The sequence below is a fragment of the Brevundimonas vesicularis genome (genome assembly GCF_900445985.1).
Classification (GTDB): Bacteria; Pseudomonadota; Alphaproteobacteria; order Caulobacterales; family Caulobacteraceae; genus Brevundimonas; species Brevundimonas vesicularis_D.
Genome location: NZ_UAQP01000014.1, coordinates 1,423,085 through 1,447,353 on the forward strand (window position 1 = coordinate 1,423,085; position 24,269 = coordinate 1,447,353).

The 24,269-nt window shown below is 67.0% G+C and carries 25 protein-coding genes; 13 read left to right on the forward strand and 12 right to left on the reverse strand.

The genetic code is table 11. The annotated features are described in order from the left end of the window. Window positions 1-95 precede the first annotated feature (95 nt). Together DT343_RS17540 and DT343_RS16055 are read left to right on the forward strand one after the other, a co-directional pair. Window positions 96-236, forward strand: a complete 141-nt coding sequence (locus tag DT343_RS17540) for a hypothetical protein (protein ID WP_153922446.1) — start codon at window positions 96-98, stop codon at window positions 234-236. Continuing rightward, window positions 233-478 carry a Tat pathway signal protein gene (locus DT343_RS16055; RefSeq protein WP_066623472.1) on the forward strand — a complete coding sequence of 82 codons (246 nt, stop codon included), beginning with the start codon at window positions 233-235 and terminating at the stop codon, window positions 476-478. The genes DT343_RS17540 and DT343_RS16055 overlap by 4 nt, the downstream gene beginning before the upstream one ends. Window positions 479-481: 3 nt before the next feature. Here DT343_RS16055 and DT343_RS16060 read toward each other — a convergent pair whose 3' ends face one another. After that, window positions 482-1,279: a hypothetical protein gene (locus DT343_RS16060; protein WP_112863658.1), complete on the reverse strand. Its 798-nt coding sequence runs from the start codon at window positions 1,277-1,279 to the stop codon at window positions 482-484. Window positions 1,280-1,353: 74 nt separating this feature from the next. On the opposite strand from DT343_RS16060, the gene DT343_RS16065 reads away from it, so the two are divergent. Both DT343_RS16065 and DT343_RS16070 read left to right on the forward strand, forming a co-directional pair. Further along, the gene (locus DT343_RS16065; protein ID WP_220116751.1) at window positions 1,354-1,773 is read left to right on the forward strand and encodes a hypothetical protein; all 420 of its coding nucleotides are present in this window, start codon (window positions 1,354-1,356) and stop codon (window positions 1,771-1,773) included. A gap of 56 nt (window positions 1,774-1,829) precedes the next feature. Next, window positions 1,830-2,054, forward strand: coding sequence for a hypothetical protein (locus tag DT343_RS16070; RefSeq protein WP_112863660.1), 225 nt, complete (start codon window positions 1,830-1,832; stop codon window positions 2,052-2,054). On the opposite strand, the gene purQ is transcribed toward DT343_RS16070, so the two are convergent. From purQ to purC, 5 genes are all read right to left on the reverse strand, one after another. Further along, on the reverse strand, window positions 2,055-2,717 hold the full coding sequence (purQ, locus tag DT343_RS16075; protein ID WP_112863661.1) for a phosphoribosylformylglycinamidine synthase subunit PurQ: 663 nt from the start codon (window positions 2,715-2,717) through the stop codon (window positions 2,055-2,057). A 33-nt stretch (window positions 2,718-2,750) separates the two neighbouring features. Beyond that, window positions 2,751-3,953 (reverse strand): MFS transporter, encoded by a 1,203-nt coding sequence (locus DT343_RS16080; RefSeq protein WP_112863853.1) that lies wholly within the window; start codon window positions 3,951-3,953, stop codon window positions 2,751-2,753. Between the two features lie 60 nt (window positions 3,954-4,013). Further along, complete coding sequence (locus tag DT343_RS16085; RefSeq protein ID WP_112863662.1) at window positions 4,014-4,493, reverse strand: YbhB/YbcL family Raf kinase inhibitor-like protein; 480 nt, start codon at window positions 4,491-4,493, stop codon at window positions 4,014-4,016. 96 nt (window positions 4,494-4,589) lie between these two features. After that, the gene (purS, locus tag DT343_RS16090; protein WP_112863663.1) at window positions 4,590-4,841 is read right to left on the reverse strand and encodes a phosphoribosylformylglycinamidine synthase subunit PurS; all 252 of its coding nucleotides are present in this window, start codon (window positions 4,839-4,841) and stop codon (window positions 4,590-4,592) included. Continuing rightward, window positions 4,841-5,599, reverse strand: coding sequence for a phosphoribosylaminoimidazolesuccinocarboxamide synthase (gene purC, locus DT343_RS16095; RefSeq protein WP_017504770.1), 759 nt, complete (start codon window positions 5,597-5,599; stop codon window positions 4,841-4,843). Before purC ends, purS begins: the two co-directional genes overlap by 1 nt. A 288-nt stretch (window positions 5,600-5,887) precedes the next feature. Between purC and DT343_RS16100 the strand changes: the two genes are divergently transcribed. Continuing rightward, entirely contained in the window at window positions 5,888-6,211 is a 324-nt protein-coding gene (locus DT343_RS16100; RefSeq protein WP_026108355.1) for a DUF1476 domain-containing protein, read from the forward strand. Between the two features lie 185 nt (window positions 6,212-6,396). On the opposite strand, the gene DT343_RS16105 is transcribed toward DT343_RS16100, so the two are convergent. The 3 genes from DT343_RS16105 to purB all read right to left on the reverse strand — a co-directional run bounded on the left by DT343_RS16105 (window position 6,397) and on the right by purB (window position 8,991). Next, complete coding sequence (locus DT343_RS16105; protein WP_112863664.1) at window positions 6,397-7,029, reverse strand: fasciclin domain-containing protein; 633 nt, start codon at window positions 7,027-7,029, stop codon at window positions 6,397-6,399. A gap of 151 nt (window positions 7,030-7,180) precedes the next feature. Next, complete coding sequence (locus tag DT343_RS16110) at window positions 7,181-7,693, reverse strand: DNA-deoxyinosine glycosylase (RefSeq protein WP_439897232.1); 513 nt, start codon at window positions 7,691-7,693, stop codon at window positions 7,181-7,183. Continuing rightward, the gene (purB, locus tag DT343_RS16115) at window positions 7,690-8,991 is read right to left on the reverse strand and encodes an adenylosuccinate lyase (protein WP_112863665.1); all 1,302 of its coding nucleotides are present in this window, start codon (window positions 8,989-8,991) and stop codon (window positions 7,690-7,692) included. The genes DT343_RS16110 and purB overlap by 4 nt, the downstream gene beginning before the upstream one ends. 187 nt (window positions 8,992-9,178) lie before the next feature. Between purB and DT343_RS16120 the strand changes: the two genes are divergently transcribed. Together DT343_RS16120 and DT343_RS17845 are read left to right on the forward strand one after the other, a co-directional pair. Continuing rightward, window positions 9,179-9,847 carry a glutathione S-transferase family protein gene (locus DT343_RS16120; protein WP_112863666.1) on the forward strand — a complete coding sequence of 223 codons (669 nt, stop codon included), beginning with the start codon at window positions 9,179-9,181 and terminating at the stop codon, window positions 9,845-9,847. Between the two features lie 35 nt (window positions 9,848-9,882). Beyond that, window positions 9,883-10,014, forward strand: coding sequence for a hypothetical protein (locus DT343_RS17845; RefSeq protein ID WP_258522601.1), 132 nt, complete (start codon window positions 9,883-9,885; stop codon window positions 10,012-10,014). 4 nt (window positions 10,015-10,018) lie between these two features. On the opposite strand, the gene DT343_RS16125 is transcribed toward DT343_RS17845, so the two are convergent. Both DT343_RS16125 and DT343_RS16130 read right to left on the reverse strand, forming a co-directional pair. Beyond that, a complete protein-coding gene (locus tag DT343_RS16125; RefSeq protein ID WP_112863667.1) occupies window positions 10,019-11,707 on the reverse strand; it encodes a lytic transglycosylase domain-containing protein in 1,689 nt (562 codons plus the stop codon). An 84-nt stretch (window positions 11,708-11,791) separates the two neighbouring features. After that, complete coding sequence (locus DT343_RS16130; protein WP_112863668.1) at window positions 11,792-12,604, reverse strand: uracil-DNA glycosylase; 813 nt, start codon at window positions 12,602-12,604, stop codon at window positions 11,792-11,794. 195 nt (window positions 12,605-12,799) lie between these two features. On the opposite strand from DT343_RS16130, the gene DT343_RS16135 reads away from it, so the two are divergent. The 5 genes from DT343_RS16135 to glyS all read left to right on the forward strand — a co-directional run bounded on the left by DT343_RS16135 (window position 12,800) and on the right by glyS (window position 20,673). After that, window positions 12,800-14,455, forward strand: coding sequence for an electron transfer flavoprotein-ubiquinone oxidoreductase (locus DT343_RS16135; protein ID WP_181669233.1), 1,656 nt, complete (start codon window positions 12,800-12,802; stop codon window positions 14,453-14,455). A 64-nt stretch (window positions 14,456-14,519) separates the two neighbouring features. Next, entirely contained in the window at window positions 14,520-16,397 is a 1,878-nt protein-coding gene (locus tag DT343_RS16140; RefSeq protein WP_112863670.1) for a tetratricopeptide repeat protein, read from the forward strand. Between the two features lie 3 nt (window positions 16,398-16,400). Next, entirely contained in the window at window positions 16,401-17,273 is an 873-nt protein-coding gene (locus tag DT343_RS16145) for a 4-(cytidine 5'-diphospho)-2-C-methyl-D-erythritol kinase (protein ID WP_112863671.1), read from the forward strand. Window positions 17,274-17,384: 111 nt separating this feature from the next. Continuing rightward, the gene (locus DT343_RS16150) at window positions 17,385-18,278 is read left to right on the forward strand and encodes a glycine--tRNA ligase subunit alpha (protein ID WP_112863672.1); all 894 of its coding nucleotides are present in this window, start codon (window positions 17,385-17,387) and stop codon (window positions 18,276-18,278) included. 184 nt (window positions 18,279-18,462) lie between these two features. After that, a complete protein-coding gene (gene glyS, locus DT343_RS16155; RefSeq protein ID WP_112863673.1) occupies window positions 18,463-20,673 on the forward strand; it encodes a glycine--tRNA ligase subunit beta in 2,211 nt (736 codons plus the stop codon). A gap of 157 nt (window positions 20,674-20,830) precedes the next feature. On the opposite strand, the gene DT343_RS16160 is transcribed toward glyS, so the two are convergent. Further along, complete coding sequence (locus DT343_RS16160; RefSeq protein ID WP_258522602.1) at window positions 20,831-21,184, reverse strand: endonuclease domain-containing protein; 354 nt, start codon at window positions 21,182-21,184, stop codon at window positions 20,831-20,833. 208 nt (window positions 21,185-21,392) lie between these two features. Between DT343_RS16160 and ppdK the strand changes: the two genes are divergently transcribed. Then, the gene (gene ppdK / locus DT343_RS16165) at window positions 21,393-24,074 is read left to right on the forward strand and encodes a pyruvate, phosphate dikinase (RefSeq protein ID WP_112863675.1); all 2,682 of its coding nucleotides are present in this window, start codon (window positions 21,393-21,395) and stop codon (window positions 24,072-24,074) included. The last annotated feature ends 195 nt before the right edge of the window (window positions 24,075-24,269 follow it).

The window sequence follows — 24,269 nt, forward strand, 5'->3', positions numbered from 1 at the left end:
CCGCAGATGGGCCGAATGTCAGCCCGCGCGGCGCAAGAACGGGGAACATCGTCCATCGCAGGTGGTTGATTCCGCCGACAGCCAAAGGAGCCGCCATGACCGACACGCCCATCGACCCCGCCGCCACCCCCGAAGACGACGACCTGCCCGAGATCGCCGCCGACGACGCCGGCGCCTCCGCCCTGGCCGAACGGGCTCAGAAACAGGCCGATGACGCCGAGGAGGACGAGGCGTGAGCAAGCCCCACACCGACCGCATCGTCCCGGCCTCGGGCCAGCAGATGGATCGTTCAAATGATCCAAAAACTACCGCACAGATGGACGCCGCAGCGCCCGAAGCGGCTCTGGCCAGCCGTCGTCAGCGGCTGACCGGCTCGGCCGTCGGGGTCGGCAGCGTCGGCTTCGACGAAACCGGCGCCTTCGACGTGGGCGCCGATGACCACGCGCCTCAGGACGACGCGGTCACCGACAAACCATGAGGCTTAGCGAGCGCGTTCGACGCCGGGTCGCAGGCGGAAGGTCAGCAGCAGGCCGCCGATCAGCAGGACGATCGCGCCGGCCAGGGCCGTGAAGGCGACGGTCGGCTTGTCACCCTGCTCGGCGACGAATGCGCCTAGAAGACCCCAGGCCGTCGGCAGCGGATAGGCGAGGGTGCGCAGCACCGCCGTCACCGCCAAGGCGACGACCGTGACGGCGACGATGGCGACGATGGCCCACAGGTCAGGCGACAGGGCGGCGGGCAGGGCGTTGAACGCGGTCGCCGTCGTGATCAGGTTCAGCGGCGCAGCAACCGTCAGCCAGCCCGCCAAGGCCGCCAGCGGCCAGACCAGCAGGATGCGCTCGCGATCGAACATCCCCAGCGCGCGGATGTGGCCGGATACGGCCAGCATCGGCAGCAACAGCGCGATCAGCGAGGCGAAGATCACGCCCACGCTGGCGGCCTTCAGGTTCAGGGCCGCCACGATGATCCAGAAGCCGATGCCGAAGAAGGCGACGGCGGACGGCAGGCCCATCCGGCCCAGCAGCGGGCTTTCGCCCGTCTGCGGCAGGGCCTGACGGATCGCATAGGCCAGAATGCCGATATAGATCAGGCCCCAGATCGAGAAGGCGTAGCCCGCAACGCGCAGGGTGCTGGCGCCGTCGGCGGCGAACTCGGCCTGCGTGAGGCCAAAGCCGGACAGGTTCTGAACCAGGGGCACGACGATGGCGAAAAGGGCGGCGGCCAGGACGACCAGACGACGCGTGCGTTGGCGGGGCGTGGGACGGATGATGGAAGACATTCAATTTCCAGTGCGACGCTTGTCTGACCTTTACGCCTTGCCTTGGTGGAAGGTTCACCGCGACAGCCAGAAAAGTGAAGCTTGCATTGGCGGCCGGCGGCTTCATCCTGCTCGACATGACGCTGAAAGGCTCCCTGCCGGCTCTGTTGATCGCGATCGTCGTGGGAGCGGGGCAGGCGTCCGCGCAAACGACCGGAGCGCCGCTGCCGGCCTCTGTCGAGACCGCGTGGTCACGCGTTCGCGCGGCCCTGACGCCTCAGCAGCAGGCCAATGAGGTGCGGGGTTTCCTGTCGGCTCTCGCCAACGAGAACGGGCGGCCGACGACGCCGCCCCTGGATGCGCGCGATATCGCTTCGGGTCGCGCCGTGTCGCTCGACGACCCGGCCCTGCTGCAACGTCCGCAAGCGCATGAGGTCACGGTGACGGTGGACGGTCAGTTCCTGATCTTCCATCCGCTGTCCCGCGCCAGTCTGGAGCCGTTTTTCGGCCGTTAGGAACAATCGGCCCGACCGTGTGGTTGTCAGATGCAATCCACACTTAGGAGCCCATCATGGCCGATATCGAAAACACCCAGCCCTCGCTCGAAGACGAAGTCGCCGCCAACCGCGCCATTGAACAGGGCCTCGGCGTCGGCGCCCGCGAACTGGCGGCCCAGCGCGAACCGGGCGGCGTGATCACGCCCGACGAGGACGAAAGCTCTGAAGACGGCGTATCGACGGACGCTGACGAACTGGACGAAAGCCTGGCCGTTCAGGGCGTCGACGACGCCGACTGATCAAGCGGCCGCGTAGATGCTCTGGAACAGGGTCGCGCCGTCGGCGGAGCCCAGTTCGGCTTCGAAGGCGCGATCCGGGTGGGGCATCATGCCTAGGACATTGCCGCGCGCGTTCTGGATGCCGGCGATGTCGTTGACCGAGCCGTTGGGGTTCTCGACGTAGCGGAAGACCACCTGACCTTCGCCCTCGATCCGGGCCAGGGTTTCGGCGTCGGCGAAGAAGTTTCCGTCGCCGTTGCCCTGGGTCATCGTCACTTCGCACTGGCCCTGATAGCCGGCGGTGAAGCGAGTCTGGCCGTTTGCGACGTTCAGGGCGATGGGCTTGCAGACGTATTTCAGACCCTTGTTGCGCAGCAGGGCGCCCGGCAGCATTCCGGCCTCGCACAGGATCTGGAAGCCATTGCAGATGCCGACGACTGCGACGCCGTCGTCCGCGGCCTTCTTGACCGCCTGCATCACCGGCGATTGGGCCGCCATGGCGCCGCAGCGCAGATAGTCGCCGTAGGAGAAGCCGCCGGGAATGACGATCAGGTCCAGGCCCTGGGGCAGTTCGGTCTCGGCGTGCCACACCATAGAGACCGGCTCGCCGGTGGAGCGTTCGACGGCGACCTTGCAGTCGCGATCACAGTTGGAACCGGGGAAGACGATGACGGCTGCGCTCATGGCGCGGGCCTTTAGCAGGCTTCTTTCGCCTTGTCAGGCCGTTGCGCGCGCGCGACCCGTCAGCCAGGCGATCAGGAAGATGACAAAGCCGCCCAGCGACAGGCCCATGCCGACCCAGCCGGTCGAGGCCCAACCGTAGCCGGCCGCGATCGCCATTCCGCCGAGCAGCGGGCCGATGGCGTTGGCCGTGTTGAACGCCGAATGGTTGAGCGCCGCCGCCAGGGTCTGCGCGTCGCCGGCGACATCCATCAGCCGCGTCTGCAGGATCGAACCCAGGCCGCCCCCGCCCCCGATCAGGAAGACCACGACCGTCACGGCCCACAGGTGGGGCGCCGCTAGCGGATACAGGGCCAGCGCCGCTGCACTCCATAGCAACAGGCCGCCCGCCGCCTTGAACCCCAGATGGTCCGCCGCCCAGGCGCCCAGGATGTTGCCGACGAACATGCCGATGCCGAACACCGCGAAAACCCACGGCATCAGGGCTGGGCCGATGCCTGTGACGGACTGCAAGGTCGAGGCGAGATAGGCGTAGACCGCGAACATGCCGCCAAAGCCGATGGCGCCGACGCCCAGCGTCAGCCAGACCTGGCTGCGCTTCAACGCGCCCAGCTCGCGCCACGGGCTGGCGTCGGGATGGGCCGGATCGCGCGGTGCGAACAGGGCGACCAGGGCGATGGCGACGACGGCCAGCATGCCGACGATGGCGAAGGTCCAGCGCCAGCCGTGGGCGTGGCTGATGATGTTGACGACGGGCACGCCCAGAACGGTCCCGACCGTCAGTCCCATCAGGATGGTCGAAACCGCGCGCGTGCGGAAATGCAGGGGCACGATGGAGGCCGCGACCAGGGCCGCCACGCCGAAATAGGCCCCGTGCGGCAGGCCGCTTAAGAAACGGAAGACCAGCATCCAGTGATAGGTCGGGGCCAGGGCGCTGGCCACATTGCCGATGGCGAACAGGGCCATGAAGGCGATCAAAAGCAACCAGCGTGGATACCGTGCGCCCAGAACCGCCAGGATCGGCGCGCCGACCACGACGCCGGCGGCATAGGCGCTGATGACATGGCCCGCAGTGGGCGCATCGACGCCTAGACCCGCAGCGAAGTCGGGCAGGACGCTCATGGCCGCGAACTCGGTCACGCCGATCGCGAACCCGCCCATGGCCAGGGCGATCAGCACGAGGGCGACCGCCCCGCGCGAGCGGACGGGAAGGGCGGTGTCGAGGGCAGCGTCTGTCATGTTGCGCCGCACACTAATCAGCGTTCATGACGCCACAAGGGCGACGCCGCCCCGCACCGATCACGCTTTGTTTTCGTAGGTCGCGGTGATCGACGCCTTGGCCAGGGTGTGGAAGTGCAGATTGAAGCCGAACACGGCGCCGGAATCGTCGGCCGTGACCTCCAGGCTCTCCACATCCACGGCGAAGACGGTGAAGATGTAGCGGTGCGGGCCATGGCCGGGCGGTGGGGCGGCGCCGCCAAAGCCGGGCTGACCATAGTCGGTGCGGCCCTGGACGGCGGTATGCGGCAGATGCCCGCTCGGCGAGCCGGCGCCGGCCGGCAGCTCGGTCACATCCGCCGGAATATTGGCCACTGTCCAGTGCCAGAAGCCCGAGCCGGTCGGCGCATCGGGATCATAGCAGGTGATCGCATAGCTCTTGGTCCCCTCCGGCGCGCCTGACCAAGACAGTTGAGGCGAGGCGTTGCCCTTGGCGTGAACCTGGGCGTCCGGCAGCACGCCGCCGTCCTGGATGTCGGTGGAGGTAAGGGTGAAGGTCATGGGCGCTCCGTCAATCAAGCCGTCTGCTAAACTGGCGTCGATATCGAAGGATGCAACTGTCTCCTTCCCGCGACATGGGAAAGGAGACAGCAGAGTTTACGCCGCCTCGATGCGGTAGCTTTCGATCACCGTATTGGCGAGCAGCTGCTCGCACATCTTCTTGGCTTCGCCTTGCGGGTCTTCGGCGCCGTCGAGGTCGAACTCGATCAGCTTGCCGACGCGGGCGTTGGAGACGCCCGACCAACCCAGGCCCTGCAAGGCGCCTTCGACGGCCTTGCCTTGAACGTCCAGGACGCCGGGCTTGAGGAAGACGTGAACCTTTACCTTGCTTGAGGAGGTTGGGGCCATCAGTGCAGTCCTCCCTGGATCACCGTCGGCATGCCCTTCATGATGCCCAGGCGACGCGCGACTTCGGTATAGCTCTCGATGACGTCGCCTAGATCGCGGCGGAAGCGGTCCTTGTCCAGCTTCTCACCCGAGGCCGTGTCCCACAGGCGGCAGCTGTCGGGGCTGATCTCGTCGGCCAGCAGGACGCGGCTGAAGTCGTTTTCCCACACCCGGCCGAACTCGATCTTGAAGTCGACCAGGGTGATGCCGACGGCGCTGAACATGCCCGACAGATAGTCGTTCACCCGCACCGTCATCGCCAGCATGTCGTCCAGCTCCTGGGTCGAGGCCCAGTTGAAGGCGGTGATGTGCTCTTCGGTGACCATCGGGTCGTTGAGCTCGTCCTTCTTGTAGTAGAATTCGATGATCGAGCGGGGCAGGGGCGTGCCTTCCTCGATACCCAGGCGCTGGCTCATCGAGCCGGCGACGATGTTGCGGCACACGACCTCCAGCGGAATGATCTCGACTTCGCGGATCAGCTGCTCGCGCAGGTTCAGGCGCTTGATGAAGTGATTGGTCACGCCGATGCCGTTCAGGCGCGACATGATGAACTCGCTGATCTGGTTGTTCACTACCCCCTTGCCTTCGAGAACGGCCTTCTTCTGCGCGTTGAAGGCGGTGGCGTCGTCCTTGAAATACTGGATCAGGGTGCCGGGCTCGGGTCCTTCGTACAGGATCTTGGCCTTGCCCTCGTAGATCTTCTTGCGCTTGCTGTTCATGGTCCGGTCCCGGCTTACGGGCGCCCTCCAGAAACAAAAATCGCGCGGCCATATGTGGAGGGGGAAGACCCGGTCCTGGCGGCGCGTTTCGGAATCGTTCGGGCAGTCAATCTCGTTCGAGGTCTCCTTAGCCGAAGGCGGCCCGCGACACAAATGAGGATGCCGGCGCCGCAATCATTGGGGACAGGATGTCCATGCGACGGAAGTCAGGTTGCGTTCACGGTCGGGCGGTCTATAGACGGCGCTTGCCCCGACGTTAGCGGGGTGGACGGAGCTTTGCTGAGCGAAATGACGACCTTCGACGATCGGGAAAAGGCCTTCGAAGCCAAATACGCCCTCGATCAGGAGCAGGAGTTCAAGGCCATCGCCCGGCGCAACCGGATGCTGGGCCTTTGGGCTGCGGAAAAGATGGGCCTGTCCAGCGAAAGCGGGGACCAGTACGCCGCCGCCGTGGTCCGCGCCGATTTCGAACAGCCTGGCGACGAGGACGTGTTCCGCAAGGTCGCCGGCGACTTCAAGGCCTCGGGGCTGTCGGTTTCGGAGGGCGAGATTCGCTCCAAGATCGACGAACTGGCCTCGATCGCCCGCGAGCAGATTCGCGCCGGCGAGTAATCGTCTCGGTCTTTGGACTGATCTGAGGATTCGAAAGGGCCGCACCCGGGGGAAAGTGCGGCCCTTTCTTCTTGCCGGGGACGTTGGGGGAATGTCTCACCCGGCGTACTGTGCGTCTCGCGCCCCTGAAGAACACCAGGGCCGAGATTTGGTTTCAGGCGTCGCCGCCCGAAACCAAATATTTTTTACGGCATCAGAACCGTGTCGACGACGTGGACGACGCCGTTCGATTGGCCCACGTCGGCCTGGGTGATCGTGGACTTGCCGCCCTTGGCGTCGGTAATGACCCAGGTGTTGTTCGGGCCGGCCGAAACCTTCAGTTCTTCACCCTGAACCGTCTTCAGCGTGGCTGTGCCGCCGTTGGCCTGGGCCTGGGCGGCGATATCGGCGGCCGTCAGACGGCCGGCGACCACGTGATAGGTCAGGATCTTGGTCAGATCCGCCTTCATCGCCGGCTGCATCAGGCTGGTGCGCGTCGCCTCGGGGATCTTCTCGAAAGCGGCGTTGTCAGGGGCGAAGACCGTGAACGGGCCGGGACCCTGCAGAGTCTCGACCAGGCCAGCGGCTTGAACGGCGGACACCAGGGTGCTGAGGTTGGAGGCCTTGGAGGCGTTGGCGACGATGGTCTCGTTGGGGCTCATGGCTGCGCCGCCCACCATCGGATCGGTTGCAGGAGCCATTGCGGCGCCCTCAGCAGGAGCCATGGCGGTCGACTCAGCCGGGGTCGTGGCGGCTGGTTCGTTGTTGTTGCAGGCGCCCAGCGCCATCAGCGCGCCGCCGGACACGGCGACGAGCATCAGATTGCGAAGATTTGTCATTGTGTTTCGTTCCCATTGGGCCGCTCTCAAGGCGGTAACAGGAACGTTACGCGTCAGACCGAACAATGGATGCGTGTCGCGCGACAAGTTATCGCAGCTTGACCATTCAAATACTATGCGCAGTTTCTTTTGCTGCTTTGCAGCGAAAGACTTAGGTCGAGACGATATCTGTCAACGAACTCCACGAGCTGGCCTTGATTGTCATCCCCACCGCATGAGCGGGACTGGACGACGGCAGATCAATCAAGCGAACACCGTTGACGTCGCCAATAATGCGTCGCCCCAGCTTGGCCGCCAGCTTTCCATTGAAGGTTACCGCCCTCAGCGCAGGCAGGCCGTCGATCAGACTTCTAAGATCGGCCGCCTCCGGTGAGCGGATCGCCGCATCCAGGCTGCCCGACCGCTCCGCCGAAGCAATCACGTCCCATAGACCGACGCCGCGCGCCTTCAATCGGGCAAGACGCTGCTCGTAGGGCAGGACCGCAAGGTCTTCGCCCAACACGCCGCCGATCAGCGGCCAGAAGGCGTTGCGCGGATGGGCGTAATACTGCGCCGCCTTCAGCGAGGCGTCGCCGGGCAGGCTGCCAAGGATCAAGAGGCGTGTGGCCGCATCGACGACGGGCGGGAAGCCGATGCGGCGATCTGCCAACTGGGCGGGGATCACCCCTCTCCAAACACCCGCTTGAACACCACGTCCACGTTCTTGGTGTGGTAGCCGAGGTCGAACAGGGCTTCGAGCTGGTCGGCGGGCAGGGTGACGCGGTCGTCGGCCTTCAGGAAATCCAGGAAGGCGCCTTCTCCGCGCCAGACCTTCATGGCGTTTTCCTGAACGGCGGCATAGGCGTCTTCGCGCGACACGCCGGCTTGGGTCAGGGCCAGCATCACCCGTTGCGAGTACACCAGACCGCCCAGGCGGTCGATGTTCTTCTGCATGTTCTCAGGGTAGACGTTCAGTCGCTCGACCACATTGGCCAGACGGTGCAGGGCGAAGTCCAGGTGGATGGTGGCGTCCGGGCCGATACCGCGTTCGACCGAGGAGTGGCTGATGTCGCGCTCGTGCCACAGGGCGACGTTCTCCATGGCGGGCGTCACGGCCGAACGGACCAGACGGGCCAGGCCGGTCAGGTTCTCGGTCAGGATCGGGTTGCGCTTGTGCGGCATGGCCGACGAGCCCTTCTGGCCCTTGTCGAAGAACTCCTCGGCTTCGAGGACTTCGGTGCGCTGCAGGTGGCGGATCTCGACGGCGAGACGCTCGACCGAGCTGGCGACGACGCCCAGGGCGGCGAAGAAGGCGGCATGGCGGTCGCGTGGGATCACCTGGGTCGAGACCGGCTCGACCGTCAGGCCCATCTGGTCGGCGACATATTGCTCGATCGCCGGGTCGACATTGGCGAAGGTGCCGACGGCGCCCGAGATGGCGCAGGTGGCGATCTCTTCCTTGGCGGTGATCAGGCGGCGTTTGGCGCGCTGGAACTCGGCGTGATAGCCGGCCAGCTTCAGACCGAAGGTCACCGGCTCGGCGTGGATGCCGTGCGAACGGCCCACGGTCGGGGTGTATTTATGCTCCTTGGCGCGGGTCTCCAGCGCGGCCAGAACCCGATCGACGCCCTCGATCAGCAGGTCCGACGAGCGCGCCAGCTGGACCGCGAAACAGGTGTCCAGCACATCCGAAGAGGTCATGCCCTGGTGCAGGAAGCGCGCTTCCTCGCCGACGATCTCGGCGACGTGCGTCAGGAAGGCGATGACGTCGTGTTTTGTGGTGCGTTCGATCTCGTCGATGCGGTCGGCGTCGAAGGTCGCATCCTTGCCCTTGGCCCAGATGGCGTCGGCCGATTCCCTGGGGATCACGCCCAGCTCGGCCATCTTGGTGGCGGCATGGGCCTCGATCTCGAACCAGATCTTGTACTTGGTGTCCTGGGACCAGATGGCGGCGGCGACGGGGCGGGAGTAGCGCGTGATCATGGGCGGGTCGTGTCGGTCGTGGGGGGCGCGGAGTCAAGGTTTGGCGGGGCCGCGAGACTGACTTTGACAGCCCTTGTTCCAGATTCAGCGCGCTTCTCGCACGCCGCTCGGATCGCGGGCGACGCCTTGGTGGTGGTTGTGCCGAGGCGGGCGGCGAGCCATTGATGGCGGCGACAGGAGACGCGTGATGGAACTGGTGATCGGCGACAAGGCCTATTCGACGTGGTCGCTGCGGCCGTGGCTGGTGCTGAAGCATTGCGGCGCGGTCTTCGACGAGATCATCGTGCCGCTGAATCAGCCCGACACCGATCAACGCATCCGCGAGCATTCGCCGTCCGGCCTTGTCCCGGTGCTGAAGGTCGAGGGCGAGGTGATCTGGGATTCGATGGCCATCGCCGTCTGGGCGGCAGAACGCTATCCGCAAGCCCGCCTCTGGCCGTCGGACGCCCATGCGCGCTGGCTGGCGCGTTCGGCGGCGTGCGAGATGCATGGCGGCTTCACCGCCCTGCGCACGGCCTGTTCGACCGGCCCGGATCACTGGATGGTCGGCCCAAGTCGCGCGCCGGCGCCGGACCATCCGGGCCTGGCCAAGGATTTGCGCCGGATCGTCGAACTGTGGCGGAGCCTGCGTGACCGGTTCGGCGCGAGCGGGCCGTATCTGTTCGGCGACTGGTCCGTGCCGGACGCCTTTTTCACGCCGGTCGCCGCCCGCATCCGCCATTTCCAGCTGGACCTCGCCGCCCACGGCGACGACGGCACGGCCCGGACCTATGCCGAGACCTTGCTGGCTCATCCGCATTTTCTTGAGTGGGAAGCCGACGCGCTGGGCTTAACGCGCGACAACCATCCCGGCTGACGCAGCGTTAAGTGGACGCTGTTATCTCTAAGGGCATGACGAGCCCGATCCTGTCCAGCCCTCCGACCCAAGCCGCTGGGCGCGGCCTCAATCCGGTTATGGCCTATGGGCTTGCGGCCCTGGTCGGGGCGGCGTTTTGGGCCAGCCTGCTGTTCGCGGTCTTCTAAGAGGTCAGCGCGCGCCGGCGATGGGCGTGGTCTCGGCGATCTGGACCGGCTCCGCCTGCGGCGGCGGGGCGACGTAATCCAGCGCCATCGGAACGGCGCGCGCGCCCGATGCGACGGCGTCCAGCGTCTTCAGCGGGCCGCCGAACAGGCGCTGATAGATCCAGTAGCTGGCCATGACCTTTTCGACGTAGTCGCGCGCCTGGGGTACGTCGATCGTCTCGATCAGCAGCAGGGGATCGGCGTCCGCGCCCAGCTTCCTGACCGCCGCCAGCATCGGACCAGGGCCGGCGTTGTAGGAGGCCACGGCCCGCAACAGATCGCCCTGGAAGGCCGGCAGGGCCAGCATCTTATTGATATAGGCCTGGCCCAGACGCATGTTGACCGCCGGAACCAGCAGCTTGGTCGGGTCCGAGACGAAGGTGCGATCGCCGGTCATTTCGGCCGCCGTCGTCGGCATGACCTGCATCAGCCCATAGGCGCCGACGCTGGAGCGGGCGTTCGGATTGAAGTCGGTTTCCTTGCGCGCCAGGGCGTACACCAGCGCCCGCTCGATGACGAAGCCGCCTTCGGGCGCCAGGTCCGGCATCGGATAACGGGTCGCGTCGATGCGGCTGGCTTCGGCCGAGGTGTTGATCGGCAGGATGGCGCGCGCCAGGGCGGTCCACATCTTGGCCGCATCGCCGACGGCGGTGCGCAGGCCGGATCGCAGCTCGGTCTCGGCGTCGGCGTTGCGCCCGACCTCATAGAAGGCGACGGTGCGCTTGGCGCGGGCGTCGGCCTGGACGAAGGCTTCCAGGGCGGTCGGTTCGACGGCGGCGCTCTGGGGCACATAGGCGGCGCGGCGCAGGCGCGGCTCGGCCTCATAGGCGCGCGGCCCCATGTTCTCGATCGTCGGCTCTTCGCCGAGCTGACGCAGGGCGATCTGGCCATAGAAGGTGGCCGGCCACTGGGCCGACAGGCGCAGATAGTCGGTGACGCGATCCTGACGACCCGACTGGGCGGCGGCGCGCGCGGTCCAGAAGGCGGCGCCGGCGCGCACCCAGGCGTCCTCGGTCGGATCGTTGGCGACACGTTCGAAGGCGGCGAAGGATTCGTGGAACTGGCCCAGACGCCATTCCGCCAGGCCGACCGTCCACCAGTCGCCGATCTGGCGACCCAGGGCCGAGGCGCCGGTCAGGTCGTCGTTGTTGTAGGCCACGCGCGCCGCCTTGGCCGGATCGGTGACGCCGCCGTCGCCGGACACGGCGCTGACCAGACTGTTCCAGGTGCGGCCGATCACGCCGCCGGGACGCACCGGCTCGGGGGCGCCGTCGGGTCGACGACGCAGCGCCAGCGTGTAGACGCGGTCCGCGCACGGCAGATCGGAATAGGTCTCAAGCCAGGTCGTCAGCTCTTCGTAGGTGGCGACATGATCGGGATGGAACAGGCTCTCGAACTCGACCTGACCCAGCAGCACGCGGTCCTGCGCCTGGCGCGCGGCGGTGCGAGCGGTCTCAATGTCGCCGCGGCGCAGGGCGTCGAAGGCGGTGGTGTAGGAGATTCGGTCGGCGGAACTCAGCGCGGTGGGGCGCACGGAACCGGCGCCGGCTTCAGCGGTTGATCCGTAGGGCGTCTCGGCGGTCGCGGCCGTCGTGGCGGCGCAGAACGCAAGGACAAGCGTCGACGCGAGGATCGCGCGGCGGAACAGAAACATAAGCGGCGGCCCCCTCGTTGGCGACGCGCGTAAGATACAGGCGCGTGTATGGCGATCGGTCGTCAGCATGCGAACATGCCGCGATTAGCCTTGTTCTTCAACCGAGTCCGTTTCAAGGCGAACGGCCAGCGAAAGCAGGTCGCTCCACACCTGTCGTTTCGCTTGTGGCTGACGCAGTAGGAAGGCGGGATGCAGGGTCGGCATGACGGGCGCCGACAGCGCCCCTTCCAGCAGACGCCATTCCTTCCAGGCGCCGCGCAGCTTCATGATGCCTTCCTCGGCGCCGAGCACCGACTTGGCCGAGGCTGCGCCCAGCAGCAGCACGGCCCTGGGCTTCAGCAGGGCGAAGGCGCGCTCGACAAAGGGCGCGCACACCGCCTGTTCCTGAGGGCTGGGGGTGCGGTTGCCGGGGGGACGCCAGAAGACCGTGTTGGTGATGAAGACCTTGTCGGTCAGGCCCGCCGCCGCCAGCATCCGGTCCAGCAACTGCCCGGCCTTGCCGACGAAGGGTTGGCCCGCCCGGTCCTCTTCCGCGCCGGGGCCTTCGCCGACGATCAGGACCGAGGCGTTGGGGTTGCCGCGTCCGAACACCGATTGCGTCGCGCCCATGCCGCGCAGCGGACAGCCCTCGAACGCCGCAACCGCCGCCGCCAGATCCTGAAGCGTCGCGGCGCCGGCGGCCAGCCGCCGCGCCTCGGCGAGGGCGTCATCGGCGTTGACGCCGGCCAGGGGCATGACGACCGAGGCCGTCGCCCTCTGCACCGCCTTGACGGCCGGAGGCGGGGCGATGTGGGTGTGATCGACGGGCGCATCGCCATAGCAGGCGTCGACCCCCGCATCCCGCCAGAAGGCGAGCAGGCTTTCGACTGCAGCGATGTCATGGGGTTGCGCGTTCATGTCTCGAACCACCGATAAGCCTTGACCGCCCTCGCGTCACCTTCCGATAAGCGGCATAACCACACAGATAACCGGGATTCAGGGGAAACCATGGCCGAAGACGCCATCGAAGGCGGCGCGGAGAACGCCCGTCAGGACGCCATCATCGACAATCTGCCGCCGCTCGAGGCGCTGAACGGCGTCGAGCGCGAGATCATGGAATATGATGTCGTGATCGTCGGCGGCGGCCCGGCCGGCCTGTCGGCGGCCATCCGACTGAAGCAGCGCGCGGAAAAGGACGGCAAGGAGATCACCGTCGCCGTTCTGGAAAAGGCGGCCGAGGTCGGCGGCCACATCCTGTCGGGCGCGGTCATCGATCCCAAGGCGCTGAACGAGCTGTTCCCCGACTGGAAAGAACGCGGCGCGCCGCTGGAGACGCCGGTCACAAAGGACAAGTTCCTGCTGCTGGGCCCGCAAGGGTCGGCGTCGCTGCCCATGCCGCTGATGCCGCCCTTCATGCACAATCACGGCTGCTACATCGCCTCGCTGGGCAACGTTACGCGCTGGCTGGGCGAGCAGGCCGAGGCTCTGGGCGTCGAGGTCTATCCCGGCATGGCCGCCAGCCACGTCGTCTGGGAAGAAGAGACGGGTCAGGTGAAGGGCGTCGTCGCCGGCGTCTTCGGCATCGACCGCGAGGGCAAGCCGACCGGCGACTTCCAGCCCGGCATCGAACTGCACGGCAAATATGTCTTCATCGCCGAGGGCGTGCGCGGCTCCCTGGCCAAGACCATCATCGCCAGGCACAAGCTTCAGGACGGCAAGTCGCCCCAGAAATACGGCATCGGCCTGAAAGAGTTGTGGCAGGTGCCGGCCGACAAGCACCAGCCCGGCCTGGCCCAGCACACGACCGGCTGGCCGCTGGACGAACACACCGGCGGCGGCAGCTTCCTGTATCACTTCGGCGATCGCTACGTGGCCGTCGGCTATGTGGTTCACCTGAACTACGAGAACCCGTTCCTGTCGCCGTTCGACGAGTTCCAGCGCTTCAAGCACCACCCCGAGATCGCCCAGCACCTGGAGGGCGCAACACGCATCTCCTACGGCGCGCGCGCCATCACCGAGGGCGGCCTGCAGTCGATCCCGAAGCTGAGCTTCCCCGGCGGCGTGCTGATCGGTTGTTCGGCCGGCTTCGTGAACGTGCCCCGCATCAAGGGCAGCCACAACGCGATGAAGACCGGCATGCTGGCCGCCGACGCGGCTTACGACGCCGTTCAGGCCGGGCGCGCGGGCGACGAACTGGTTGAATACCAGACCGCCTTCGAAAAGAGTTGGGTCTATAAGGAGCTGTCGGTCGTCCGCAACGCCAAACCCCTGCTGTCCAAGTTCGGCACGACGCTGGGCGGGGCGCTGGGCATGTTCGACATGTGGTGCCGCACCCTGTTCGGCGGCCTGTCGCCGATCCCGACGCTGAAGCACGAAAAGACCGACGCCGCCTCGACCGGCCTGGCCGCCGACCACAAGGCGATCGCCTATCCGAAGCCGGACGGCAAGCTGTCGTTCGACAAGCTGTCGTCGGTGTTCATCTCCAACACCAACCACGCCGAGGACCAGCCGGCCCACCTGAAGCTGCTGGATCCGTCGATCCCGATCCGCGTCAACCTGCCCAAATACGGCGAGCCGGCGCGGCTTTACTGCCCGGCCGGCGTGTACGAGGTCGTCTATGGCGACGAGGCGGCAAAGGCCGATCCACGCTTCGTCATCAACGCCCAGAACTGCGTCCACTGCAAAACCTGCGACATCAAGGATCCATCGCAGAACATCGTCTGGACCACGCCCGAAGGCGGCGGCGGTCCGAACTATCCGAACATGTGACGGAACGGGGCAGGGGCGGCGTTCCGCCCTTGCCCGCCGCTGCAAAAGCGTGAAGGGTCTGGGCATGATCGCCTCTCGTTCTCGCCTGTTCTCCGCGTCCCTGACCGTCCTCGCCTTGGCGCTTGCCGGCCACGCCTCGGCGCAGCAAACGACCCCGCCCGCCCCGACGCCGGAGACCCATCCGCCGGCCGTCATCCTGGAGCCGAGCCAGACGGCGCCGGGCCAGACTGCACCGGCTCAGGCGCCGACCGAGGCCGCGCCCGATCCTCACATCATCATCACCGACACGCCCGCGACGCCGGCGATCCCGGCCGTCTGGGCGCCGATCCCGACGAACCCCGAGGGCCGCAGCGCCTATGGTCTGTATCTGGCGGGCAAGCTGGCCCTGATGCAGGGCGAGGGGGCGAGCGGTTCTGACTATCTGGCCCAGGCGGAACGACTGACGCCGGAACAGCCGCGCGTGCGCGAACAGGCCTTCACCTCCGCCCTGCTGACAGGCGATCTGGATGTGGCGGCCGCCTTGGCCCCGACCGACGCGACGGCGTCTCCCGCGTTCGTCGAGGGCGGACGGCTGGTGCGTCTGGTGCAGGACTTCGTGCGCGGCGACGCAAGGACGCCGAACGCCGAACTGGCCCGTCAGCCCATCGGCGCACCGCACGCCCGCGCCGGTCTTCTGGTCGCGCCGTGGATCGCCGCCGCAGCGGGCGACTGGACCCGGGCGCTTCAGCCGGTCCCGACCGCCGGCGATCCCCTGACCCTGGCCTTCGCCCGCATCAATCGCGCCGCCCTGCTGGAAAAACGTCGCGACTATGCCGAGGCTGAGGTCGAGTTGAAGACCGCTTCCGAAGTCGCCGGCGTCGGCGCCCTGTTCAAACGCCCCTATGGCGAGTTTCTGGAACGGCGCGGTCGCCGCGGCGACGCCGTCGCCCTGTATGAAGCCGCCATGGCGGTCCAACCCGTCGATCCGGGCGTGGCCCGCGCGCTGCAACGGCTGAAAGACGGTGGGCGCCCGCCCGCTTTGCCCGACTTTCGCGAAGGCGCCGCTCAGGGCCTGGTCACCGCCGCCGCACAGGCTTCGGCCGAGCGCGGCAACGAGTTCGCCGCCGTCTATCTGCGCCTCGCCCAGAACCTGCACGACGATGACGAGACCGAATACCAGCTGGCTCAGGTGCTCTCCCGCGCCGGTCTGAAATCCGCCGCCCGCAACGCCCTGTCGCGGGTCGGGAACGCCGATCCGCAACTCTACGCCGCCGCTCGCGCTCAGCTGGCCGTCGCGCTGGAAGAGGATGGCCAGTCGCAGGACGCGCTCATCGAACTGCGCCGCGCCGCCGCCGCCAGCCCCGACGATCACCAGATCGCCCTGGTCCTGGCCGGTCAGCTGATGCAACTGAAACAGCATGATGAGGCGCTGAGCCTGCTGGACGGGCCGCTTCTGAACACCGCCGATCAGGGCGCCAGCGTCCACTTCCTGCGCGGCGCGGCCTATGAGGCGCTGGGTCGTGTTCCCGAGGCCGAGGCCGAACTTTGGGCCGCGCTTCAGACCGCGCCGAACGACGCCGACATGCTGAACTACCTCGGCTATCTCTGGGTCGATAAGGGGCTGCGGGTTCAGGAAGGCGCCGAAATGATCGCCCGCGCCCATGCGCTGGAGCCCGACAACGGCAACATCCAGGATTCCCTGGGCTGGGCGCAGTTCAAACAGGGCCAGTACGAGACCGCCGTCAACACGCTGGAAGAGGCTGTCGACAAGGAACCGTCCAACGCCGAGATCAACGATCACCTCGGCGACGCCTACTGGAAGGTCGGCCGTCAACACGAAGCCGTCTGGCTGTGGAATCGCGTCCTGGTTTTGGAGCCTGAACCCGAACGTCGGGCCGAGGTCGAACGCAAGATCGCCAATGGGCTGGACAGCGCGCCGAGCGCTCAGGGCGTCGCGCAATAGGTCATGCCTGCCCTGACCGCCCTGGCGCCGGCCAAGATCAATCTGTTCCTACACGTCGGCGCGGTGGACGCTGACGGCTATCATCAGCTGTCCAGCCTGGTCGCCTTCGCCGATGTCGGGGATCGCGTGTCGGTCGAGCCGGCGGATCGTCTGTCGCTGACGGTCGACGGGCCTTTCGGCGGCGGGCTGGGCGCGACGGACGACAACCTGATCCTGCGCGCGCTGCGTCAGTTGGGCGAGACCTGCGGCATCGGAGAGCCGAAACTGAAGGTCACGCTGGACAAGCACCTGCCCATCGCGGCGGGGCTGGGCGGCGGATCGTCCGATGCGGGCGCGGCGCTGAAACTGGCGCGCGACGTCCTGGCGCTCGATCTCGACGACCACGCGCTCGAGGCGGTCGCGGGCGTCGTCGGCGCGGACGGGCCGATGTGTCTGCGGATGCGCACGGCCTGGGCCGAGGGGAGGGGAGACGTGCTGACCGACGACCCCCGGCTGCCGCCGCTGCCCGCCGTGCTGTTCAATCCCGGCGTCCCATCGCCGACCGGCGCCGTCTATCGCACCTATGACGCAGGGCCAGTCAGATCGGTGGACCGCCCGGCGCCCCCCACAGACTGGAGCGTGGAGGCGGTGATCGACTGGCTTTCGGTCCAGCGCAATGATCTTGAGGCGCCGGCGGTGTCCCTGACGCCCGCCATCGCCGACGCCCTGCGCGCCGTCGCGGACACGCCGGACGTGGCCCTGACCCGCATGTCCGGCTCGGGCGCGACGGTGTTCGGCCTTTATCGGACGGATGCGGCGGCCAAGGCGGCGGCGGGGATTCTGGCCGAAATCCACCCGACCGCGTGGGTTCGCCCAACCTGTCTGGCTGCGTCTTAAGGCGGCTCTTCGCTCGACGCCGCCAAATGGCCGGCCGCTGCGTGTTGAAGCGGAAGGCGGCGGGCCCTATGGTCCGCCGTCTTTTTTACAGCCCCTCCCCACGAGCCCGATTTGACCACCTCGACCGAGCCGCTCGCGTTTCAGGACCTGATCCTGACGCTCCACCGCTATTGGGGCGAGCAGGGCTGCGCCATTCTGCAACCCTATGACATCGAGGTCGGGGCCGGCACGCTGCATCCCGCGACCGTCTTGCGCGCGCTCGGCTCCAAGCCGTGGAAGGCCGCCTATGTCCAGCCCAGCCGCCGCCCCGGCGACGGCCGCTATGGCGAAAACCCCAACCGCCTCCAACACTATTACCAATACCAGGTCATCCTGAAGCCGAACCCGGACAACCTTCAGGCGCTGTATCTGGGGTCGCTGGCGGCCATCGGCATCGATCCGAAACTGCACGACATCCGCTTCGTCGAGGATGACTGGGAGAACCCGACCGTGGGCGCGTGGGGGCTGGGCTGGGAGGTCTGGTGCGACGGGATGGAGGTGACGCAGTTCACCTATTTCCAGGGCGTCGGCGGCATCGAGGTCGATGTGGTTTCGGGCGAACTGACCTACGGGCTGGAACGTCTGGCCATGTACGTCCAGGGCGTGGACAACGTCTATGACCTCAAGTTCACCAAGGAGGGCCTGACCTATGGCGAGGTCTTCCTGGAGAACGAACGCCAGCAGTCGGAAGCCAACTTCCACGGCTATGACGTTGACGGTCTGAAGCGCCGGTTCGAGGACATGGTGGGCGAGGTTCAGCGCCTGCTGGACATGCGCGGGCCGCAGGATCAGCCGCTGGTCCTGCCCGCCTACGACCAGGTGCTGAAGGCGAGCCACCTGTTCAACCTGATGGACGCCCGCGGCGCCATCGCCGTCGCCGAACGCCAGAGCTACATCGGCCGCATCCGCGAACTCTGCAAAGCCTGCGCGACGGCCTATGTCGAGCGGGAACGGGCCGAAGCATGACGGGGGACGCGCAAGAACCCCTCCGTCTCTCCGCTTCGCTCCGAGCCACCTCCCCATGTCATGGGGAGGAGACCGGCGTCGCCTCGTCTCCTCCCCGCGCAGCGGGGAGGGGGACCGCGCGTAGCGTGGTGGAGGGGCTCTTCGCCGCCTGCACCGCTGGCCACTCTTCTGTTTCGAGACCCTGATGCCCCAACTTCTCCTCGAAATCTTCTCCGAAGAAATCCCCGCCCGGATGCAGCAGGGCGCCGCGCGCGACCTGGAGCGTATGGTCTCCGACCGCCTGAAGGCCGCCGGCCTGACGTGGGAGGCGCTGACGGCCTATGCCGGTCCGCGCCGCCTGACCTTGGTGATCGACGGCTTGCCCACGGCCACGCCGGACCGCGAGGAAGAGGTCAAGGGCCCGCGCGCCTCCGCCCCGGAACAGGCGCTGGAAGGCTTTCTGCGCAAGACCGGCCTGACGCGCGATCAATTGACCGAGCGCGACGGCGTCCTGTTCGCCGTCCTGTCGTCCACGGGCCGCGCCACGACCGATCTGGTCGCCGAGACGGTGGATCAGGTCGTCCGCACCTTCCCCTGGCCCAAGTCGATGCGCTGGGGGTCCGGCACGCTGCGCTGGGTGCGTCCGATCAAGCGCGTTCTTTGCCTGTTCGACGGCCAGGTGGTTCCGTTCGAGATCGACGGGATTCAGAGCGACGCGATCACCGAGGGCCACCGCTTCCTGGGTTCCGGCGAGCTGCTGCGCGTCAGCGACTTCGTCGATTATCGCACCCAACTGGAAAAGAACTTCGTCCTGCTGGACGTCGCCGATCGCAAGCTGCGCATTCTGGAACAGGCCAAGGCCGCCTGCGCTGCGCGCGGCCTGGCCCTTGTCGATGACGACGGCCTGCTGGACGAGGTGGCGGGTCTGGCGGAATGGCCGACCCCGATTCTGGGCGACATGGACCCGCAGTTCCTGGCCCTGCCGCCCGAGGTCGTGCGCCTGTCGATGAAGGTGCACCAGAAGTATTTCGCCGTCCGCGATCCGTCCAAGGATGGCCTGGCGCCCAATTTCCTGGTCGTCGCCAATGTCGAGGCCACCGACGGGGGCAAGGCCCTGGCCGCCGGCAATAGCCGCGTCCTGTCCGCCCGCCTGAACGACGCGCGCTTCTTCTGGGACGAGGACCAGAAGGTCGGCTTCGACGCCTGGAACGCCAAACTGTCCGGCGTCACCTTCCACGCCAAACTGGGCACCCTGGCCGAGCGCGTCGAGCGCATCGCCGCCCTGGCGCGCGAGATCGCCCCGCTGGTCGGCGCTGATCCGCATGAAGCGGAGACTGCCGCAAAACTGTCCAAGGCCGACCTGCTGTCGGGCATGGTCAGCGAATTCCCGGAACTGCAGGGGATCATGGGCGGCTATTACGCCCGTCTCGCCGGCCATTCCGACGCGATCGCCGACGCCGTGCGCGACCACTACAAGCCCCAAGGCCCTGCCGACACGGTTCCGACCGCGCCCGTCACGGTCGCCGTCGCCTTGGCCGACAAGCTGGACACCCTGGTCGGCTTCTTCGCTATCGACGAAAAGCCCACGGGATCGAAGGACCCGTTCGCGCTGCGGAGAGCGGCGTTGGGGGTGATCCGGCTGGTGCTGGAGAATGGGGTGCGTCTCCCACTCGAGCAGATTTCTGCCATAGCACTTCACCCCCACCTGAAGGTGTTGTTGAGGTCGCTTCTTGGCCCGACCCACCTCGAAGCGCTTGAGGCGTTGGGCGATCGTTTTTCAGGGACGCATCTTGGAGCCTCCGTTCGGGAGGTTCTGGAGATGGTGCAGCAAAACCTAAGTGAAGAGCTGTCTGACCCCGATAGCGACGTTGTAAATGGCGGCTTGCAAGTGCTGGAGGATATTCTCGCCTTCTTCGCCGACCGCCTGACCGTCCTCCTGCGCGACCAGGGCCAGCGCCACGACCTCGTCGCCGCCGTCTTCGCCTTGGGCGACGACGACCTCGTCCGCATCGTGCGTCGGGTGGAGGCGCTGGCCGCCTTCCTCGCCACCGACGACGGGGCCAATCTGCTGGCCGGCTACAAGCGCGCCTCCAACATCCTGCGCGCCGAGGAGAAGAAGGGCCCCCTGCCCACCGGCATGGTCCAGACCGGCCTGCCGAACCAGCCCGAGGCCGAGACCACCCTGGCATTCGCCGTCGGCGCCGCCCGCACCGCCGTCGAGGCCGCGCTGGAGACCGAGGACTTCGCCGCCGCCATGACGGCCCTGGCGCGCCTGCGCGCGCCCGTGGACCGCTTCTTCGACGACGTTCTGGTCAACTCCGACATCCCCGCCGAACGCGAAAACCGCCTGAAGCTGCTGGGCCAGGTCCGCGACGTCATGGGCCAGGTCGCCGATTTCGGCCGGATCGCGGGGTAGGGGCTGCATTGTCTCCTCCCCACTTGTGGGGAGGGGGACCACGAAGTGGTGGAGGGGCTCTTGACGTCCCACGGCTGCAATGCGATGGAGAACCCCTCCGTCACGGCGCAAGCGCGCCGCGCCACCTCCCCATTTCATGGGGAGGAGACAGGTCTTTTCAGCCCCGAATTCGGTCTCTCGCCCTGTCGGCGATGAAATCGAGCACGTCACCCAGGTCCACCCGCACCTGTTCGGCGGAGACGCGGATGACGGCAATGCCCTGGGTCGCAAGCCAGCGCGTGCGTCGGGCGTCGTGTTCGCCTCGGCCTTCGTGGCTTTCGCCATCCACCTCGACGGCCAGCATCGCCTCGGCGCAATAGAAGTCGAGCATATAGACGCCCGCCGGATGCTGGCGGCGAAATCTCAGCCCATCCCGCGCACGGCGGCGTATATGGACCCACAGTCGCGCTTCGGGCGGAGTCATTGCGCGGCGCAGGATGCGGGCGCGCGAGACGGAGCCTTCGTGCGTCAAGAACCCCTCCACCGCTTCGCGGTATCCTCCCCATTTCATGGGGAGGATACGATGACGTCAAGGTTGTGGGCGCACGTCGCTAGGAAACCGCACACCCCCTCACGCATTGTTACATCCGCAATGGTCAAGGCCGCTCTCACGCGCTAGATCATGCTGCATGTGCGAGCGGGGCCAACCCGCCGGACGATCCGAAAAGCTCAGGGACTGCATGATGACTCAGTGGGTGTACGGCTTCGGCGGAGGCTCCGCCGACGGCGACGCGTCGATGAAGAACCTTCTCGGCGGCAAGGGCGCCAATCTGGCGGAAATGTCGTCGCTGGGTCTGCCGGTTCCTCCGGGCTTCACCGTTACCACCGAGGTCTGCACCCACTATTACGCCAACAACGAGACCTATCCGGCCGATCTGGACGCCCAGGTCCAGGCCGCCTTGGCCAAGGTCGAGGGCGTGGTCGGCAAGACCTTCGGCGATGTCGAAAACCCGTTGCTGGTGTCGGTGCGCTCCGGCGCGCGCGCGTCGATGCCGGGCATGATGGACACGGTGCTGAATCTGGGCCTGAACGACCAGACGGTTGAGGGCTTGGCCAAGCTATCGGGCGACCGTCGCTTCGCCTTCGACAGCTATCGCCGCTTCATCACCATGTATTCCAACGTCGTGCTGGGCCTCAGCCACGACGACTTCGAAGAGGTGCTGGACCAGCACAAGGATCGCCTGGGTGTCACGGTCGACACCGATCTTACCGCCGCCGATTGGGAGAAGGTGGTCGCCGACTACAAGGCCGTGGTCGAACGTGAGCTGGGTCATGCCTTCCCGCAGGATCCCAGGGACCAGCTGTGGGGCGCCGTGGGCGCCGTGTTCGAAAGCTGGATGAACGACCGGGCGAAATTCTATCGCCGCATGCACGACATCCCGGAAAGCTGGGGCACGGCGGTCAACGTCCAGTCGATGGTGTTCGGCAATATGGGCGAGACGTCGGCGACCGGCGTGGCCTTCACCCGCAACCCCTCAACCGGCGAGGCGCGCCTGTACGGCGAGTTCCTGATCAACGCCCAGGGCGAGGACGTGGTCGCCGGCATCCGCACGCCGCAGTCCCTGACCAAGATCGGCCGCGAGGAGATGGGCGAGACCGCCCCCTCGATGGAAGAGGCCATGCCCGAGGTGTTCGCCCAGTTCGTCGACGTCGTCGGCAAGCTGGAAAGCCACTACCGCGACATGCAGGACATCGAGTTCACGGTCGAGCAGGGCCGTCTGTGGATGCTGCAGACCCGCAACGGCAAGCGCACCGCCAAGTCGGCGTTGAAGGTCGCCGTGGACCTCGCCGCCGAGGGCGTGATCTCTCAGGAAGAGGCCATCAGCCGGGTCGAGCCGTCGGCGCTGGACCAGCTGCTGCACCCGACGCTGGACCCCGATGCGGCGCGCACCGTGGTCGCCGCCGGCCTGCCGGCCTCGCCCGGCGCCGCGACCGGCAAGATCGTCTTCGACGCCGACGAGGCCGAGCGCATGTCGGGTCTGGGCGAAGCGGTCATCCTGGTGCGCGAAGAGACCAGTCCCGAAGATATTCACGGCATGCATGCGGCGCGCGGCATCGTCACCGCCCGCGGCGGCATGACCAGCCACGCCGCCGTCGTGGCGCGCGGCATGGGGCGGGCCTGCGTCTCCGGCGCCGGCGAGATCCACATCGACGAGGCCAAGGGCATCTTCACCGCGCGCGGCCGCACCTTCAAGGCCGGCGAGGTCATCACCATTGACGGCTCCAAGGGCGAAGTGCTGGACGGCGCCGTGCCGATGATCGAGCCCGAACTGACCGGCGACTTCCAGACCCTGATGGGTTGGGCCGACAAGGTGCGCCGCCTGAAGGTCCGCGCCAACGCCGAGACCCCGCTGGACGCCAAGACCGCGCGCGGCTTCGGCGCCGAGGGCATCGGCCTGTGCCGCACCGAGCACATGTTCTTCGACGACACCCGGATCGCCGCCGTGCGCGAGATGATCCTGGCCGACGACGAGAAGGGCCGTCGCGCGGCGCTCGCCAAGATCGCGCCGTTCCAGAAGTCGGACTTCGTCGAACTGTTCGAGATCATGGCTGGTCTGCCGGTGACGGTGCGCCTGCTGGACCCGCCGCTGCACGAGTTCATCCCCCACACCGAGGAAGACATCGACGCCCTGGCCGCCTCGTCCGGCATCGACGCCGAGAAGCTGAAGCGTCGCGCCAAGGAACTGCACGAGACCAACCCCATGCTGGGCCACCGCGGCTGCCGCCTGGGCGTCGCCTATCCCGAAATCTACGAGATGCAGGTCCGCGCCATCATCGAGGCGGCGCTGGAGGTCAAGCAGAAGTCGGGCGCCGCGCCCCTGCCGGAGATCATGCACCCGCTGGTCGCCCTGGGCCTGGAGATGAAATATCTGCGCGAGCTGACCGACCGCACGGCCAAGGCCGTGTTCGAGGAGACGGGCCAGAGCATCGACTATCTGGTCGGCACGATGATCGAACTGCCGCGCGCCGCCATCCGCGCCGGGGACCTGGCCGAATACGCCCAGTTCTTCAGCTTCGGCACCAATGACCTGACCCAGACGACGTTCGGCATTTCGCGTGACGACTCCGGCCGGTTCCTGCAGGCCTATCTGGACAAGGGTATCTTCGAGACCGATCCCTTCGTGCGGCTGGACCAGGACGGCGTCGGCGGCCTGATCGAGATCGCCGCCGAACGCGGGCGCAAGGTCCGGCCCGAGGTCAAGCTGGGCATCTGCGGCGAACATGGCGGCGACCCGCTGTCGATCGCCTTCTGCGAACAGGCCGGGCTGGATTACGTCTCCTGCTCGCCCTACCGCGTGCCGATCGCCCGGCTGGCGGCGGCCCAGGCCGCGCTGAACGTGGAGCGCGAGAAGGACCGCTAGGCCTTCTCAGCAGGACGAACCCAAGAGGGGCGGTCTCGGTCGAGGCCGCCCTTTTTGCTGCGGCGCCACAAAGTCGCCGATCTTAGCGGAACGCTGTATGTGTCCCGGCGTCCACAGGCATTCGTCGTGTTTTCGCGCCTCTGGAACAGATGACGCCGTGACCTATTTAAGCACTCGCTGGATGGGGCTGATGAT